We start from the raw sequence: 16,291 nt of genomic DNA on the forward strand, positions 1-16,291 counted from the left end.
TTCTAGAACGATATGAACCGTGCTCTTTTTGAAATCCCAAAAATAATTCCGCTTCTCTCTTCAACATTTTAATATTTTCTCTCGCTGTATTTCTTTATTTTGTTTATCTTTCCTTTCCATTTGCCATTTGGTTATCATAGCCCCAAGTAACACTGCAATCAGGGGAATAATAACTTTAGAGGCATTTATAATAACATTGAGTAAAATAAAACCAACTATGGTACAAGATAATTGCAAACATAGTTGGTTTTACAGTTTTATATTAAAACATCGTCCTCAAACTCTTCCACAAAATCTATTGTAACGTTATCTTCAATATATTTTCGAATTGCCGATGCTTTATGAATTGGATATGGCTGTTCCGTGTGTTTTTCATATGTTAAGTTCATTTTCCTTAGTCGGTAAACCAAGTGTGCTGCTTCATCTCTTTCATTTTCATCAGACAAACCAAGTGGGATAATTTCAACTGCCCTTTGTTGTAAAAGCTGAACATTAGGCTGATCATACTTAGTAAATTGATTTCTTTGTTTCTTCCATGTAGATGGTCGTAACCCTACGCTATAATAAATTCCTTTAGGATCACGGAATAATCCACTTTCTTTATTGACTCCTTGTTCGTCTTCATTTTTGATGATCCTATATTGTGGTATTTCATCGGTAGTGTTTATACGAATTACTTTTATTCGAGCGTCCCTCTTTAAAAGATTATCTAAATAAGGTACAGTATCAATGTTTAAATTAGAGTTGGTTATTTGATTCATCCAACCATGTCGTAGAGTTGCATCTAATAATAGATAAAGCCTTTGATCAGCTCTATTTAAGGTATCCTTAATATTCTCAACAAGAAACCTGCGAAGACGATCTTTATTGATTGTTTCTCCATATTTATCATTAAAGACCCCTTTTGCTTTTTCTGCACTCGTTAATGCTTGACTGGGTGATAACCACTCATCTATACCATATATTTTCAACTCAACATTCTGTTCAATAATTCGCGTTATTACTGGGATATATACCTTTTTATTCTTGATTAGAGACAACGACATTATTGTAGAATTAGACTCAAAAACACTCCAATTATTACGTAGAAATCCAGCATCAGATAGCAAATCAATGAACCCATTAAGAATTCTCTCTTCATCAGCACTTTTTCCTTCTAGCGGATGTATAAATTGTGATATTCTTCCTACTCTAGCTAACCCAATTCTCGTTCCTTGCTTATGGTCATAAGTTTCCCCATTTAATTTATCTATCTCCACCAACCCTAACAATATTTGATTATTAGAATTTTCTTTTTCAATAGTGCTTGATATATTTGAAACATAAGCTTGTAGTGCCTTATCTCCATACTTTTCATTTTCTAGCTCGTGTATAATTCCTTCTGGGTCCTTATGGACAATTTCAATTTCCACACGACTTGTAGCCTGTAATAAGAAGGAATCGCCTTCTCTAAACACAAGGGGTTTGCCATCAATTTCTTTTCTTAGAAGTACACCTATTACTTTTTCGTAGAGTTCAACACTTCCCCAAACTTCTAATACTACTTTTGAAATATTAGCTGGTGAAATAAGAGGCAAGCGCTCATTCTCCCCTTTTTCTTTACTAATTTTCTTAATAAAAATACTTTTGGGCACTCTAATTAGTTCCGGAAATTTTTCTTGTATCAGATTAAACAACGTAGATCTTTCCTCTAATCCCATACCACTTTTTACTTTTGGAGAATATTTATCAGTATAAATTTGATAACTATAAACGATAAAAGCCCTTAGCTCATCCCTTCCTTCAAGATAATGTAATGGGTCCTCAAATATTTGATCAGAATGAATTTCTTTACCAAATAATACATCGGAAAATAACCTTTCCTCACCAGACTCCCACTTTGAAAATTTCCCTTCATTAGGATGTGCATATTTCACTCTTAATTGACTAAATGAAATATCCCCTCTATTAGTAAATGGATTTTTCACCCCGAGTAAGACGGATCCAAATTTTTTATAACTCTGAAACAACTTTCTTTTTTTACTGTATGGTTTTTGAATATATCTGCGAATACCTGTACTCACTGAAAGACGCTGGATACCTTCACCACCCCTTGTTACTAACTTAAAACGTAGAACATAAGAGAAATAGTCATCCTTTTCGGTATGTCGAACGGGTTCAGAAATACATTCACTTACCCCATTAAACGTAATAGGATAAAGGGTTAATGGAATAGTTCTATCCCCCAGAGTCAGATGGTCCACCCTCTCAGCTAAGCCATGTGCTGTAATTGCAGGAATCCATTGAAATGGGTCACCTTTAATCTCTTTTATTTTTCCTTTCTTCCAAATAAAATCTTGTCCAGTTACTTTATCTCTTAACTCATCATAGATTAGCTTAAAATATTCCTTATAAATATACTTTAATTGATCTGATGGTACTTCTTGTTTTGCAATAATCCAGGGTTCCTCATTCTTAATAGCTTCATTTATTTGAAGTGAAATAATTTGAGGGAAAAGTGATTTCACTTTGTTATTTAACGTAGAAAGTCTAAATGGAAATTTAAATTTCTTTTCCTGTTGCTTTTTCTTCACAAACTCTATTAACTGTTTTGGAAAGTACATATAATAAACTTCTTCATCCAACAGAAAATCGTCTGGCATTTCATATATGAATAGTTCTAGTTCTTTGCTCAAAATGACTCCTCCTGAATAGCATCTTGTATACTTTCAATAAATGGTTCGTACAATGCTTTAAATACAGATTGCTCTTTATTTTCTTGCATTAACTTTTGCCAATACTCAAGCAGTGTAAGACCATTTTTAATTTTGTCATGAAACTTAACATCACAATAAAAGATATTAGCATCTTTGCCTCCTCTAAGAAGACGACCGATCATCTGCCATACTGGGACAAAAATGTACCACGATAAAATCTCTTTTTCTTTTTCATTTAAAATGGACCAAAAGTCAGGTTTTTGATACATCAATTCAAATCTGCTCCTACTAAGGTTTCGTAACCTTTTAAGTCCACTAGCATAAGTTAACCCTTCATCCTCAAGTTTAGAGTAGTAATATTGTAAATTAGCATGTAAAGATTGAATAATAAAGGTCATATCATTAGGAATAGGATACGGCCTAACAAGGAAAAACGCTGAGCCAAAGAGAGCCTCTTTCTGTTCATTTAATATATTGTACCCTCGTCCAACAGCTAATAATGGAGCGATCAACACTTCTGCTCCTGTTTCAGTGAATTGTTCGATTAGCGAGCGCGGATACCATATATCATCACCCTTATTATCCTTAGACAATAACCTAAATCTACCTTTCCAATTATGGTCATTTATAAATGCCTCTCCTGCATGTACAACGTCTTCATAAGAGTTAACAACTAGGATGACCCCTCGTTTTTCATTCTTAGATTTCCAATGATTTAACTCCCATTGTATATCTGTTTTTAGATTATTAGCTAATTTTCTAATATTCTCCATACGATTAATCGTTCCTGAAATAGCAATTTCTCTCTCGTTTTGTTCATCATATTTTGTTAGAAATTGTTGTGTTATTTTTGATTTTTTTCTATTAGACTCTATTATCCACTCTGGTTCAATATCTAAGTGATAATGGGATGAGCCTGGTAAGTGGCTTGTCCCCGATAAGAGAACTAAAGCAGGCCCTTTATTACCATAAGCCTTTTCATAGATTTCGTGCCATTCTGTTAGTAAATATCGACCTATTCCAGAGTATTCAATTAGCTTAAATGAACCAATCTCTTCATTCTCTTTTATGTCGTAACGATACCCTAACATAAAACCGGTCATTGCTTCCTTAATAAATGGTTGATATTCTTTTGCAAGAGATGCAAGATGAAAATCATCACTACCGGTACCTAACCTACTTTGTACAGCTGAATAATAGGTCAACATAAATTTGATTCCCATATCTAAACGTGCTAAGTAGAGAAATAACTCAATTTGGTCTTTTAATAAATCTTCGTTGATATTTGAAATCAAAGCTCCATCAACACTTTTAATAAATAGATCAAAAATTTCTTGTTTTTCTTCTATCTTTTCTGCCCTTTGTAACCTATCAGCTAATTCTCCTACTCCATAATTTGTTAATGGATTATTTGCATACTCCCACAATTCATGCTGGATATCACCTTGTTCTCTATTGCCTGATAATTTATGACTAATTTCTATAATAAGCGTTCTTGTCCAAATAATTTGATTCTTTAAATATGAACGTAAATGTTTGGAATTGTTAATTTTGTCATACAGTCTCCATATAACTGTATCTAGTTGGCGAAGATTCGTTTGCCATCGATTTATTAGTTTATCTGATGCATATTTTCTATATTGGCCTGTTGTCTTTTGCATAAACTTACTTATTTCTATTTCAAATAAATTATTTCCGTTTCCGAATGCAGGAAACTCAGTAATGAAGACCTCGTCGAACTGTTTTTGGACATGATCTGCTTCATCAACAAAAATAACATCAAGAAGGTCATACATAGCTTCATATACAGTTCGTTCAAATGGATCAACAACTGCTGGGAGCTTTGATTTAAGAATACTTGCAGAAGTAGCTACCCATACTTCAGCTTGAATTAAATTTGAAACTTCCTTGTAAACACCACATGTATGCGCTAATGGACATTTAAGTTTATTTCCACCAACTTTTAAATTGTTACAAGGAAAATAGTTGTTACGATCAAAATCATTAGCCAGTGCTTTAATCGTACAACGATCAGAAACTAATGAAAGTAATTCAAATTCATTTTTATCGAGATCTGTTATTTCATTTATTTTTTTAGCTTTACTCATTAGAGCATTTTTCTCGTGAGTGTTTCTACTACTTTTTCCAATAATGGGGGCAGCTTGAATACCAAGATTTCTTAACTCTTTTACTCTCTCAAGGACTTGTGCCACACTCCCCTCGATAAAACCTACTCTTCCTCCATGTTGTTTAACTATCCTATACGTCTCTATTATCATCATAGTTGACTTTCCTGCTGATAAACCGCCACCGACATGCTGATTACCTTTGTAACGAAAACTCTTTTGTTTTGAGGCTGAAACTGACTTCATATTAAGCGATTCAGCCCTTGTACGATAACCTTTTTCATTGCCTGTTTTCTTGTCCATATCCGGGATTATAGTTTCCCAGTCTTTCTCTATATTGAGGCTAAGTTCAATTTTCTTTTTATATAATGGAAGTATATTTGCTCTTTTATTTAATAAAGTTTTGTGAATCCATCCATTGAATTCTTTTTCAATTCCCTCTACCATTCTTGTATAACGAAACGATTCATTTCCAACAAAAGATCGTTCATCCTCAGTTCTAATCAAAGGCTTTATTAATACCTCATAATAGTATTTTTCCCTTTCAGGCATAAGCTGCGGTTTTATTTGAGTAATACTACCTTCTTCGTTTCTATCGAACAACCTAAACCTTTTATCATAATTTAAATAATTCGTTAATTCATCAGTCCAATAATTCTCAAAACGGTATTCAGATAGTAATACACGAAGGCGATCTACAATGGGTAACTCTGTATACTTCTTAAGAATAGGATAATTATGACCTGCTAAAATTGACCATAGACCCTCTATTTTTATCGTACGATCAATTAACAAGCTCCCATATATCATAAGTTCTACCGAAATGATGGAATCAGCATCAGCTTGCTCGATTGCTTCGTATCTAGATAAACGCTCCCTCACTGACTCCAATAGCCGCTGCCAAGTCGGTTTCATTTCAATTCCTCCTTTAATAACTTGATTACTTGATTTTCTGATAAAATTCGTACATGTCTTTTTACACTCTCGTCTAACCTGCTATTAACTATTTTTATATAAGCTGGAGAAAACTTTATTCTGTAAGATGGAATGACAATGAAGGAATTAGAGTGATATTTTTCTAACTGACTAACTGGTAACTGATTAAAGTAATCTGCCAGTATTGAGGTTGATTTGTAATCTTTCATATCTAAATCAATGATTTTCTCTGGTAGGTTAATTCTTATATCATACATGTCTATATCAGGGTATGTAGTTACTTGATATCCCTTTTTGTCTAACAGATTTGAAAATCGGATTTCTTGTAAACCAGGAAGTAGGATATATCTTTGGATTCCTGATGTCAGCCTGTAAACTTTATCAGTTTCATTAAAACTAAACATCGGTGTATGTTCAAAACTTTCGATTTTATGACATACATTTTCTTTATTACAAAACCAGTTCCCGTTTCTATATTGTAATGTCCAACCACAATGAGGGCATTTTCTATAGTTACTTACAGGTTCAGGCAACGCTTCATAACATTCATATACTAACTGTCTCAATGCTTGACTTTCTAAATTTTCAGCCAAAATCTTCGCTAATGAAAAAGAATTAATAACTGCATTTGCACTATTTGATAGAAACGTTCTAATAAATCGATATTCATTATCCAATTCTTGCTCTCTACATATCCCAAAAATGTTTCTCATAACACTCTGATCAGTTTCATCTAGGGACTGATAAGAATGTATAAATTCTTCCGCCTCTGTAGTAATTCCATTGAACGGTTCAATTAATCTCGCTTCCGGTGAAAATATGTCCTCCAATTGAGGTATTCCCCATTCACTTGATGGTTTCTTCAGGAGCTTGATGAGATCGAATAAGTTATTTGGAATATTGGAATTAATCATAGCTTTGTGCTTCATATATAACATGTGACCTTTGTATAATTTGTCCGGAACTTTCGTATAATCTTTTTCCCACTGTTTTATGCCTTCGATTAAGCAGAAGAGCATTTCTCGTAACTCTCTTTTATTAATTTGCATTGTTGCCTCCTTGGAAATAGATTAATTATTGTTTACTTTAAATTATAACGAATAGGGTGTACCAAAAACGGCACACCCTACTTATTATACGCTTCTATCATCTTATGAGTTTCTGCTTTTATATCATTAACAAGTGAAACTGGTGATAAAACCTTTACTTGGCTTCCCCATCCCATGATCCAACCTTTTAATCCCTTACTAAGTTTTGCTTTTACCTTTAGGATAAATGTTTCACTTTCACCTTTTCTAATATCTGCGTCGATTCCAAATTTATCGATCACACCGTTTAGGACATCTTGTTTTAAACTGAATTTAAGTGTAATCCACTCGTCTTGTCCTCCAAACATATGAATTGAATTTTGTACGTGAGAACTAAGATCGAGTTGTTTTCTTGTAAAGCTTTTATCTGTAATCGTAACATTTCTCATACGGTCTAACCGGTAATTTCTTGGATTTTTTTCATCACTGTACTTTATATCTTCACCAATTAAGTAATAAAAGTTCGACTCCCAGATAAGAGCATAAGGCTTAATATGGTATATTTCGCCTTCATGTCGCAACTTAAAATCTTTACTTATATCAACATCCCCATACTGGAAAGTAATCATTTTTCTATCATAAATAGCATGGTGGATTTCATCAATATGATTTTTAATTCGTTGGTAATCATGATTAATAGATTGTTGATAAACTATCGGATCGGGTAGAGTTTTTGCTGTATTCTCACTCGTCAGCTTTTTTACATTATTAATGATATTCTTTTTCTCTTCCGTTGTAATAAACCTCGCTGATAAGATTGGATCTACTAATAACCTCAATTGATAAGTCTCAAACAGACGTACTTGGTGGCTATAATACTTTTTACCATATTTATCTCGGTTTTCGATAATATCAAAACCAGAGTCTCGTAGTGTATTAATGTATCTTTTAACTGCTTTACTATCTGCTGTGCACCCTGGTATTGCAATTTGTAATTTTTCAACAAGTTCTTTAATAGAGAGTTCACTGTTTTCTCCAGTGTCCCTAAGAAAAATATCTTTTAAAGCTAGTAATCGTAGTCCCGCTTTTACATCGCTCACTTTATCACACCTTTACTTTCTTTTACATGAGTAATACTAGTATTGACGATAAGGTTAGCTCTTAACAAATTAGGATGCCTGTTCTCTAGTAAACAGGCATCCTTTTCATACTACCCTCGCACGGAAAATTTCAAGTCTTTATCGGAAAAGTAGATCATCGCCCCAACGATTGGCATATGGATCCACGCTTCAATTACCGGGCGTTCTCTAGCAGATGGCTTGTTTCACATCCCCCACCTTGGTAGCTTGATGGCAATATTCTCGTAATTGCATATTCAGTGCAATTTGCAAGTTGACTGGAATCCTGAAATTCATCCACAAACACTTCCGTTATTCGATCTTTTAACCTCTTTTGGTACGTTTCATTCTGTAATAATTGCAACGCTAGTGATTCTTGATCTGTAAAATCAATTAAGCCCTGTTTACTTTTTTCCTCTGCTGCACAGTGGAATAAGGTGAACATCGTTTTTTAAAAGTTCATGGAGCCGTGGATGCCGGTCTTGGATGGAGGTGCCAGCATGGATCGGAGAAACTACTTACCGGCTTTTGGCTCCTGGCTTCCGTTTCATCATTTTTGCCCAAAGTTGCCATGACAACGTGCCAGAAACGGAAATCATGACTGGCGTAGAAAACCAAGCAGAGAGGTCTAAAATGCTTCATTTAACAATACTTTTGTAATCGCTATGAAGAAAAGCGATAAAAGAGGCTAATAGGGTTTTAGAAACCATTGATTTATTAAAGCAAGAAGAAACGAGCTTAAATCGATTTTTAAGCATTACAGAAAAATGCAACATTCTAAATTTCCAAAATACCGAATTGAGAACACTTTTATTATTGCTGTTCAAAAAAAATCTATCGATTTTGAAAAGGGTAACCATGTCTCTATAGAATACAAGTTATCTCCATTTCCTGAAATAGAAAATTACTTAGAGAAAATTGAATAGACTGAGTTTTTTTTAAAATCGCCTAACAATTTGCCAGCTCCATTGTTAAGCGATTTTCTTTTCTCAACCAACCGTATTATTCCTAGGTAGATTACCGAATATTAATAACCTGACTTCGTAAATTACCGAATTACAATTTAATTTTTAAAATTTAATTTAACTTTAATTATCAAAAACCCTTTATAACAAGCGTTTTAAATAACTTATTCTCGGTAGCCTAATAATCACAGGATACTGTGATATCAAGTTACCGAAATTTTAAACATGAGGGAAGTATTATTTACATAAGTTTCTTTAATATATTTTCTAGCTATCCTATATATCATTAACCAAAATATCTGTTAGATTATCTCTTGTATTTAAATCTAGTTTACTTAAACTTAATTACTTCCCCATATTTCAAGATTTTTTACTCTTCCTGAATTTTTAATATAATATCTTGCAGCTGCAAGTACTTCTTGTATCTTCTCTGGCATATCAGTGTTTTTACTAATAGAAGGTTGTACTATGACAATCTTTCCTTTTATCGTTTTATTTTCATTTTTAATATCTCTTTTAAATGAGTCATATTCCCCTCTTATAAATCTACAGTGATTTGACCTTCTCCTCTCCGAAACCTTTTTAAGTATTGCTGATTTATTCTTTAACCAAATAATCGATTTTACAGCTTGTCCTGCAACTTCATAAATATCACTCATACTACTGTTATATTTTGCCGCACTCATCTTTTTAACATGATAAAAGGTAATTTCATATTCATTTTCATATTCAGATACAGTAATATAATCCGCTATCTCTCCAGTTGAATGGTCATATATAATATACTTAATGTCAGTATTTTCTTTTTCTTCCAATATTTCTCTTAGCGATGTCTGAATTGACTTTACTGTTGATGAAGCTTCATTATACTCTACCATTACATCAGTTTGATATTTCCCTATCCAATCAATCGGAATAATATTTTCATTACTAAATACTATTGCATTTGGATCTCCGGTACTTAACTCTATTCCTTGAATTAACACGTCATTGGTAGTTCGAAAAGTAAGTGGGAAATTATTTAGATAATCTGACAGACCGTCTTTTCTTCGTCCTTCTGAAACACTAAATTTATTTATTGATGATCTATATCTTCCATTAACATCACAAACAACTTCTTCTTCAACTTTATCAAAACAAAATAATAGTTTAATATATTCTTTTTTTATATCTACTATTTTTATTGTTAAATCCAGCAATATTCCAACTGGCTCATCTTTACCATCCACATAAATTGTAGGGGGATTTGAATAGGTTCTTCCAGAGAAATCTGAAAGAAAAATATTTTCTGGATATTCCTTTAATTCTTGAGGTATAGGCAAGTAGTCGAAATTGGTATTGGTTTTAACCTGTATTTTACTATTTACTATTTTAAATCCATTTGAGTCACACCATCTAATATAATCTCTTAAATTTAGGTATGCTGAACTCCAAAATTTTGAACCGCTGCTATAACCTATAGTTATATTCATTTCATTTGAAGATGCTTTACAGAAAACATGTCCAGCAGAGTATAATTTTCCCGTACTTGGTTCTATAGCATTACTTACATCTGCACCTGCAGAAATTCTGTATGATTCACCCGATTCATTAAACCTATTTTGCATACCTGAATTAAATATCTCAAAGTCTTGCAAATTTCCCAGCACACGGTTCATTGCATACTTCGGTATCTTTTCAAATGAGCTACAAAATGATTTAGCTATTTCTTCATATATCGATTCACTTTTTATTTGCGAGTATATAAATAATAAATTCGTTTCCGACTGATAATGAACCAAATAAAGGATATTTTCTAAATCTACTAGCTTTTCCCCAATAGCCCACCTTGGAGATAACCTCTCTCTTCCAATTGCAGCTATTGTATTATCATTCTCATTTATATACGGTCCTAATTCAACTTTACATTGCTTTGGGAAATCTCCATTTATATTAAAATCTGGTACTTTATATATTTTCGCGTGACAATTTGGCCTTATACCATGTAGAGAGAAGTCATCCATAGCAGTTGTATTCACATTATTTCTCAAGTGATATTCGGAAATATATTCTTTTTCAGATTCCTCATGATTTATCTTCGATTCACTCATATCAATGATTATTTCTTGCCATACTGCATCACTTGAATAAAGGGAATTATTTTCAATTAACAACTCTTTATTATTCATTGCAATGAACTTTGCAGTTCCTATATTTTCAGCATTTGTTCTAGCAAACCTACCGATGAACTGTAACGTATTAGACAAAGATTTGTGAGGATCATGTATTGCAGCTATTTTTAGATTAGGAAAGTCAAATCCTTCTCCTAGCATATCTACACAAATAATCCCGTCTAGCTTTCTATCTTTTAATTCTTTAATAACTTTCTTAATTGTAGAGTTAGCCATAGAGCTATCTACTCTTTTTAACTTCAAACTTGTTATTTGTCTGTACAATATTTCAAGCTCTTTAGCTTTCTTTTTACTACTAGTTCTAACCATTAAATAATGTTCAAGTTTTTTCTCTCTATCAGTTAAAAAAACTGTTTCTGCCATTTCTGCTATTAACCTGTCCTTATTAAAAGGATCTTCTTCTATAGGAACGTATTGAATTTCACCAAAAATACCATCCTTATACGCTAATGATAAGGGATAATTATAAATCATATCTCCTCTTATTTCTTTCTTATCTATTCTAAACGGTGTAGCAGTAAACAATAATTGTTTAGCATGTTTCATATTTATTAAAATTTGTTCCCAAGTTTTCGCTGGCACATGGTGAGCTTCATCTATCATAACAATATCTATCGATTTTCTTAATTCAAGATTACTTGACAATGATAGAGCACAAGCTGGAGTTGCAACTATTATGTGAGAATGAATAATCGAGTCTTTTAATTCTTCATTATACAAATTTTGCATTTCGTATATTATTGGTTTAGCTATACTATTATTCAGTACTCTTGCATTACAAAGTGTTTTCAAATTACTATAGTCTTCTACAATCTGTCCTCTAACCATCCTACTTGGGGTAACAACTAACACTTTTTTTGCCATTAAAACATATGGAGCCATCATCAAAATTGCTGTTTTTCCTGAGCCAGTAGGCATTACAATAATTGCGGCGTTTGATTTATGTAACGTAAAAAATGAAGATATTGCATGAATAGCTCCTATTTGAGCATTTCGTAGTCCTGATATTTTTTCAGAACTTTTAGGGTACTTAATATTCTCATAATTTTTCTTAAAATAAGATAACATTACTTCACCTCAATTAGTATAAAATCAGAAATTTTACAGCAGGTTCTTTTAAAGCTATTAATTTAGTATATATACAATTATTTTAACATTGATGGGTTAATTTGTAACAAATTGTTTAATTTTGGATTCATAAAGATATGTAGATAAAACTCTTCTTATACTCTTCATAAAAGCTGCAAATTCCTTTATTAGATTTTACTTCAAAATTAAAAAGGTTAAATTCTATTTTTCTCTGATCAGAAAACATATGTAGAAAGAAATTACTTTTATCAATGCTAATAAAGTTTGCGACGATTTCACCCCGTTTTTACGACAATACACTTCTTCCCCATATCTTAAAATTTAAAATATAGATATTTAATTTATTTCATCTTATTTTAGGAGGGGAAACAAATGAAAACAACTGAACAGTATCCTATGATTTTAACTGAAAAAGAAATTAGCGACATACTGAAAGTATCAAAACCAACTGCATATGAGGTATTGGAAAATAGAGACTTTTCATTAAAAAGAATAGGTAGATGTGAAAGAGTAATGCGTAATCCTTTTAATGATTAGATACTAGATCTATTGGCTAATATTTTTTACTAAGTAGCTCTATTAAGTCTTTTATTTTATTGGAGGAGAAAATAATGCAAAAATTATAAGTAAAATTAACTATTCCTATTCCTTCTGATTCGGTAATTATTTCAAAAGCAGAGCTAGAAGATTTACGGAGGTTGGAACTAAGAGGCTATATTGGTCAATGCAACAACTTGAAAATAGAATTAATCGCAAGAACGAATGGATAAAAGAAAATATCCTTTACCCAGCAAAATTCCGAAAAATTCTAGACGCTGAAAATGGTGGATTTGTTTTCTATCCAAGATCTCGAGGACAAAGTTGGTCATTTCATGCCTCGAAAATGGCAAAATTTTTAAATGATCACTTCACCCAAAATTTTTTGGAATAAACCAAGGATTACCAATGCATATTAATGGTGACCCAAAGATCACCGTTGTCAAATAATTGATAGAGTTGATAAACATGGCAAGTATTCAAAAAAGGGGAAATACTTATCAATATACAGTAAGTCGTTTAGTTGACGGGAAATCTAAGCCTATAAGAAAAGGAGGATTTCGTACTAAGAAAGAGGCACAAGTTGCTGCTGCTGAAATCGAAGCTCAATTAAATAAAGGTATCGTTCCACACCTTAAATCTATTCCGTTCGATGGTTATTTTGAAAAATGGATGAAGCTATACAAATCAAATTTAGGTGTCACAACACAACAGCACTACCATTACACGTTGAGAGCAATTAAGACACACTACGGTAGTAAGCCAATTCAGGAAATAAAGAGACATGATTATCAACAGTTTCTAAATGAAATTGGATCAAACAAGGCAAAAGAGACAGTTGAAAAGTTAAATGCTCATATTCGTGCTTGTGTAAAAGATGCGATTGAAGAATAAATTATCTTCCATGACTTCACAAGAAAAGCTGTCTTGTATTGGACAACACCTGAAAAAAAAGGAATCGAAAAACATTTACATTTTCACGAAAGCGAAATCTTGTTGAAGGAACTTAGGAATAGACTGAATGATGGATTAAGTTATTCCTTACTATTACTAGGATTAACCTCAGGTAGCGATTTGCAGAAATCGTTGGTTTAACATGGAAAGACTTTGATTTTGTAAATAGTACGAACACAATAAATAAAACGTGGGGTTATATGAAACGTAATCAAGAAGGGTTCGGATCGACGAAAAATGAACAGTCTAATCGCACTATAAAAATGGATATGCATACGATGAAACATTTTAGACAATTGTTTGAGGCTAATCCAAAAAATATTCATAATTTAGTCTTTTATAGCCCAAGCTCCAAATACAAAGTTATAAGTAACACTGTAGCAAATAAAATCTTAAAAAAGGTATTAGCGGAGCTAAAAATCGATCCTATTTCTATCCATGGATTACGACATACGCATGCTAGTGTTCTTTTGTATAAAAAAGTGTCAATTTATTATGTAAGTGAGCGATTAGGTCATAGTGACATTGAAACAACATTAAAGGAATATACCCACTTAACAAAGGAACTTCGAGCTGAAGATGAGCGAGGAACGACGAGCACATTTGAGCAAATGGCTGTGTAAATCTTATGTAAAAAATGTGTAAAATGAGATCAAAACCTAACGTTTTCTATCGCATTCTCTAAAAACAAAAAATGCTTACAAACATTGTTATACCAACGTTTGTAAGCATTTCAATACTTATTAAAATGAACGTAAAAAGTACTAATGGTACCGGTGGTCGGGGTCGAACCGACACTCCAGAGGAACACGATTTTGAGTCGTGCGCGTCTGCCAATTCCGCCACACCGGCATATTGCAATAAATAACACACAGTGAAGCGTGTTAAAGCAATTTAAGACAGTAAGTGCAAATTATTTAGCTGTTTGCTCCTGCGCCGCAAGCTTGCTCGTCGCATTGCTGCAACGAAGCTACTCAGGCAGTAGCAATGGTACCGAGGGCCGGACTTGAACCGGCACGATAGTCACCTACCGCAGGATTTTAAGTCCTGTGTGTCTGCCAATTCCACCACCCCGGCAAAACGAAAAAAGACTTCATGAGAACTTGGAGGCGGCACCCGGATTCGAACCGGGGGATAAGGGTTTTGCAGACCCGTGCCTTACCACTTGGCTATGCCGCCTCAATATAAAGTTGGAGCGGAAGACGAGATTCGAACTCGCGACCCCCACCTTGGCAAGGTGGTGTTCTACCACTGAACTACTTCCGCAATATAATTGGCTGGGCTATCTGGATTCGAACCAGAGAATGACGGAGTCAAAGTCCGTTGCCTTACCGCTTGGCTATAGCCCATTAATACTTTTTAAAAAAAATGGGGCGATCGAAGGGAATCGAACCCTCGAATGCCGGAGCCACAATCCGGTGCGTTCACCACTTCGCCACGACCGCCATAATTTTTTATTGGCAGGGGCAGTAGGAATCGAACCCACACTGGAGGTTTTGGAGACCTCTGTTCTACCGTTAAACTATGCCCCTAAATTTTCAAATGGTGGAGGGGGACGGATTCGAACCGCCGAACCCTAAGGAGCGGATTTACAGTCCGCCGCGTTTAGCCACTTCGCTACCCCTCCATATTAGATAACACTAATATTACATACTATTTTTATATTCGTCAATATATGAAAACAAAAACGTTTTCATAACTAATGATTAATATTAAAAGTAGCACTGGTGCCGGCCAGAGGACTTGAACCCCCAACCTACTGATTACAAGTCAGTTGCTCTACCAATTGAGCTAGGCCGGCAAAAATGGTGGCTCGGGACGGAATCGAACCGCCGACACGAGGATTTTCAGTCCTCTGCTCTACCGACTGAGCTACCGAGCCATAACTATAAAATTATAATGGCGGACCCGACCGGGATCGAACCGGCGATCTCCTGCGTGACAGGCAGGCATGTTAACCGCTACACCACGGGTCCATGTATTTATAAATAGTAAAAAAAACAACTTTATTAAATCATTTGGAATTTGCTCCTGCGGTGCAGTAGCTCCTCGTCGCAAATTCTACAACGATGACCATTTAAGATGTTTACTTATTGGTTGCGGGGGCAGGATTTGAACCTGCGACCTTCGGGTTATGAGCCCGACGAGCTGCCAGACTGCTCCACCCCGCGATAATATTATGGTGGAGGATGACGGGTTCGAACCGCCGACCCCCTGCTTGTAAGGCAGGTGCTCTCCCAGCTGAGCTAATCCTCCAAAGAACTTTTGATTATAAATGGTGACCCGTACGGGATTCGAACCCGTGTTACCGCCGTGAAAGGGCGGTGTCTTAACCGCTTGACCAACGGGCCATAAAAAAGAGCGATGGCGGAGAGCGAGGGATTTGAACCCTCGAGACGGTTTTACGCCGCCTACACGATTTCCAATCGTGCTCCTTCGGCCAGCTCGGACAGCTCTCCAAAATGGCTCCACAGGTAGGACTCGAACCTACGACCGATCGGTTAACAGCCGATAGCTCTACCACTGAGCTACTGTGGAATATAAATAATAGCCTAGCAACGTCCTACTCTCACAGGGGGAAACCCCCAACTACCATCGGCGCTGAAGAGCTTAACGATCGTGTTCGGCATGGGAACGAGTGTGACCTCTTCGCTATCGCCACTAGACTATT

At 34.5% G+C, this 16,291-nt stretch carries 10 protein-coding genes, 16 tRNA genes, 1 rRNA gene and 1 pseudogene; 5 read left to right on the forward strand and 23 right to left on the reverse strand.

What is annotated here, in order from left to right; all coding sequences use genetic code 11:
- Window positions 1–257: 257 nt before the first annotated feature.
- The 5 genes from ACK4M9_RS01970 to ACK4M9_RS01990 form a co-directional block, all read right to left on the reverse strand.
- On the reverse strand, window positions 258–2,675 hold the full coding sequence (locus ACK4M9_RS01970) for a pPIWI_RE module domain-containing protein (RefSeq protein ID WP_409847307.1): 2,418 nt from the start codon (window positions 2,673–2,675) through the stop codon (window positions 258–260).
- Entirely contained in the window at window positions 2,672–5,737 is a 3,066-nt protein-coding gene (locus tag ACK4M9_RS01975; RefSeq protein ID WP_409847310.1) for a pPIWI_RE_Z domain-containing protein, read from the reverse strand. Before ACK4M9_RS01975 ends, ACK4M9_RS01970 begins: the two co-directional genes overlap by 4 nt.
- Complete coding sequence (locus ACK4M9_RS01980) at window positions 5,734–6,807, reverse strand: restriction endonuclease-related protein (protein WP_409847312.1); 1,074 nt, start codon at window positions 6,805–6,807, stop codon at window positions 5,734–5,736. Before ACK4M9_RS01980 ends, ACK4M9_RS01975 begins: the two co-directional genes overlap by 4 nt.
- A gap of 77 nt (window positions 6,808–6,884) precedes the next feature.
- Window positions 6,885–7,886 (reverse strand): helix-turn-helix transcriptional regulator, encoded by a 1,002-nt coding sequence (locus ACK4M9_RS01985; RefSeq protein WP_409847315.1) that lies wholly within the window; start codon window positions 7,884–7,886, stop codon window positions 6,885–6,887.
- Window positions 7,887–8,079: 193 nt separating this feature from the next.
- On the reverse strand, window positions 8,080–8,349 hold the full coding sequence (locus ACK4M9_RS01990; RefSeq protein ID WP_409847318.1) for a UvrD-helicase domain-containing protein: 270 nt from the start codon (window positions 8,347–8,349) through the stop codon (window positions 8,080–8,082).
- Between the two features lie 41 nt (window positions 8,350–8,390).
- Here ACK4M9_RS01990 and ACK4M9_RS01995 point away from each other — a divergent pair, with 41 nt between their 5' ends.
- On the forward strand, window positions 8,391–8,564 hold the full coding sequence (locus ACK4M9_RS01995) for a hypothetical protein (RefSeq protein ID WP_409847321.1): 174 nt from the start codon (window positions 8,391–8,393) through the stop codon (window positions 8,562–8,564).
- Window positions 8,565–9,210: 646 nt separating this feature from the next.
- Here ACK4M9_RS01995 and ACK4M9_RS02000 read toward each other — a convergent pair.
- Window positions 9,211–12,108 (reverse strand): DEAD/DEAH box helicase, encoded by a 2,898-nt coding sequence (locus ACK4M9_RS02000; RefSeq protein WP_409847324.1) that lies wholly within the window; start codon window positions 12,106–12,108, stop codon window positions 9,211–9,213.
- Window positions 12,109–12,501: 393 nt separating this feature from the next.
- Here ACK4M9_RS02000 and ACK4M9_RS02005 point away from each other — a divergent pair, with 393 nt between their 5' ends.
- The 4 genes and pseudogenes from ACK4M9_RS02005 (at window position 12,502) to ACK4M9_RS02020 (ending at window position 14,243) form a co-directional block, all read left to right on the forward strand.
- On the forward strand, window positions 12,502–12,666 hold the full coding sequence (locus tag ACK4M9_RS02005; RefSeq protein WP_409847327.1) for a DNA-binding protein: 165 nt from the start codon (window positions 12,502–12,504) through the stop codon (window positions 12,664–12,666).
- 101 nt (window positions 12,667–12,767) lie between these two features.
- Window positions 12,768–13,060, forward strand: a pseudogene (locus ACK4M9_RS02010) (DUF771 domain-containing protein).
- A gap of 74 nt (window positions 13,061–13,134) precedes the next feature.
- Window positions 13,135–13,560 (forward strand): Arm DNA-binding domain-containing protein, encoded by a 426-nt coding sequence (locus ACK4M9_RS02015; RefSeq protein WP_409847328.1) that lies wholly within the window; start codon window positions 13,135–13,137, stop codon window positions 13,558–13,560.
- A gap of 188 nt (window positions 13,561–13,748) precedes the next feature.
- Window positions 13,749–14,243 carry a site-specific integrase gene (locus ACK4M9_RS02020; RefSeq protein WP_409847383.1) on the forward strand — a complete coding sequence of 165 codons (495 nt, stop codon included), beginning with the start codon at window positions 13,749–13,751 and terminating at the stop codon, window positions 14,241–14,243.
- 145 nt (window positions 14,244–14,388) lie between these two features.
- Here the strand turns inward: ACK4M9_RS02020 and ACK4M9_RS02025 are convergent.
- From ACK4M9_RS02025 to rrf, 17 genes are all read right to left on the reverse strand, one after another.
- Window positions 14,389–14,472, reverse strand: a tRNA-Leu gene (locus tag ACK4M9_RS02025).
- 136 nt (window positions 14,473–14,608) lie between these two features.
- Window positions 14,609–14,697 (reverse strand) — tRNA-Leu (locus ACK4M9_RS02030).
- 27 nt (window positions 14,698–14,724) lie between these two features.
- Window positions 14,725–14,799, reverse strand: a tRNA-Cys gene (locus tag ACK4M9_RS02035).
- 12 nt (window positions 14,800–14,811) lie between these two features.
- Window positions 14,812–14,886: transfer RNA gene (locus ACK4M9_RS02040), tRNA-Gly, on the reverse strand.
- A gap of 8 nt (window positions 14,887–14,894) precedes the next feature.
- Window positions 14,895–14,969 (reverse strand) — tRNA-Gln (locus ACK4M9_RS02045).
- 20 nt (window positions 14,970–14,989) lie between these two features.
- Window positions 14,990–15,065 (reverse strand) — tRNA-His (locus tag ACK4M9_RS02050).
- Window positions 15,066–15,078: 13 nt separating this feature from the next.
- A tRNA-Trp gene (locus ACK4M9_RS02055) sits at window positions 15,079–15,152 on the reverse strand.
- 11 nt (window positions 15,153–15,163) lie between these two features.
- Window positions 15,164–15,247 (reverse strand) — tRNA-Tyr (locus ACK4M9_RS02060).
- Window positions 15,248–15,345: 98 nt separating this feature from the next.
- Window positions 15,346–15,421 (reverse strand) — tRNA-Thr (locus tag ACK4M9_RS02065).
- 5 nt (window positions 15,422–15,426) lie between these two features.
- A tRNA-Phe gene (locus ACK4M9_RS02070) sits at window positions 15,427–15,502 on the reverse strand.
- A gap of 18 nt (window positions 15,503–15,520) precedes the next feature.
- Window positions 15,521–15,596 (reverse strand) — tRNA-Asp (locus ACK4M9_RS02075).
- A gap of 118 nt (window positions 15,597–15,714) precedes the next feature.
- Window positions 15,715–15,791, reverse strand: a tRNA-Met gene (locus ACK4M9_RS02080).
- A 9-nt stretch (window positions 15,792–15,800) separates the two neighbouring features.
- Window positions 15,801–15,876: transfer RNA gene (locus ACK4M9_RS02085), tRNA-Val, on the reverse strand.
- Between the two features lie 20 nt (window positions 15,877–15,896).
- Window positions 15,897–15,971: transfer RNA gene (locus ACK4M9_RS02090), tRNA-Glu, on the reverse strand.
- 14 nt (window positions 15,972–15,985) lie between these two features.
- A tRNA-Ser gene (locus ACK4M9_RS02095) sits at window positions 15,986–16,079 on the reverse strand.
- A gap of 4 nt (window positions 16,080–16,083) precedes the next feature.
- A tRNA-Asn gene (locus ACK4M9_RS02100) sits at window positions 16,084–16,158 on the reverse strand.
- Window positions 16,159–16,170: 12 nt separating this feature from the next.
- Window positions 16,171–16,286, reverse strand: a 5S ribosomal RNA gene (gene rrf, locus ACK4M9_RS02105).
- Window positions 16,287–16,291: the final 5 nt, after the last annotated feature.

The organism is Anaerobacillus sp., assembly GCF_046314235.1.
In the GTDB taxonomy this organism is placed as follows: Bacteria; Bacillota; Bacilli; order Bacillales; family Anaerobacillaceae; genus Anaerobacillus.

What these genes read in the sequence shown, in the direction of transcription:
- ACK4M9_RS01995 (WP_409847321.1), top strand. Translation starts at nt 8,391, where the DNA reads ATGGAGGTGCCAGCATGGATCGGAGAAACTACTTACCGGCTTTTGGCT.
- ACK4M9_RS02015 (WP_409847328.1), top strand. Translation starts at nt 13,135, where the DNA reads ATGGCAAGTATTCAAAAAAGGGGAAATACTTATCAATATACAGTAAGT.
- ACK4M9_RS01990 (WP_409847318.1), bottom strand. Translation starts at nt 8,349, where the DNA reads ATGTTCACCTTATTCCACTGTGCAGCAGAGGAAAAAAGTAAACAGGGC.
- ACK4M9_RS01975 (WP_409847310.1), bottom strand. Translation starts at nt 5,737, where the DNA reads ATGAAACCGACTTGGCAGCGGCTATTGGAGTCAGTGAGGGAGCGTTTA.
- ACK4M9_RS02005 (WP_409847327.1), top strand. Translation starts at nt 12,502, where the DNA reads ATGAAAACAACTGAACAGTATCCTATGATTTTAACTGAAAAAGAAATT.
- ACK4M9_RS02000 (WP_409847324.1), bottom strand. Translation starts at nt 12,108, where the DNA reads ATGTTATCTTATTTTAAGAAAAATTATGAGAATATTAAGTACCCTAAA.
- ACK4M9_RS01980 (WP_409847312.1), bottom strand. Translation starts at nt 6,807, where the DNA reads ATGCAAATTAATAAAAGAGAGTTACGAGAAATGCTCTTCTGCTTAATC.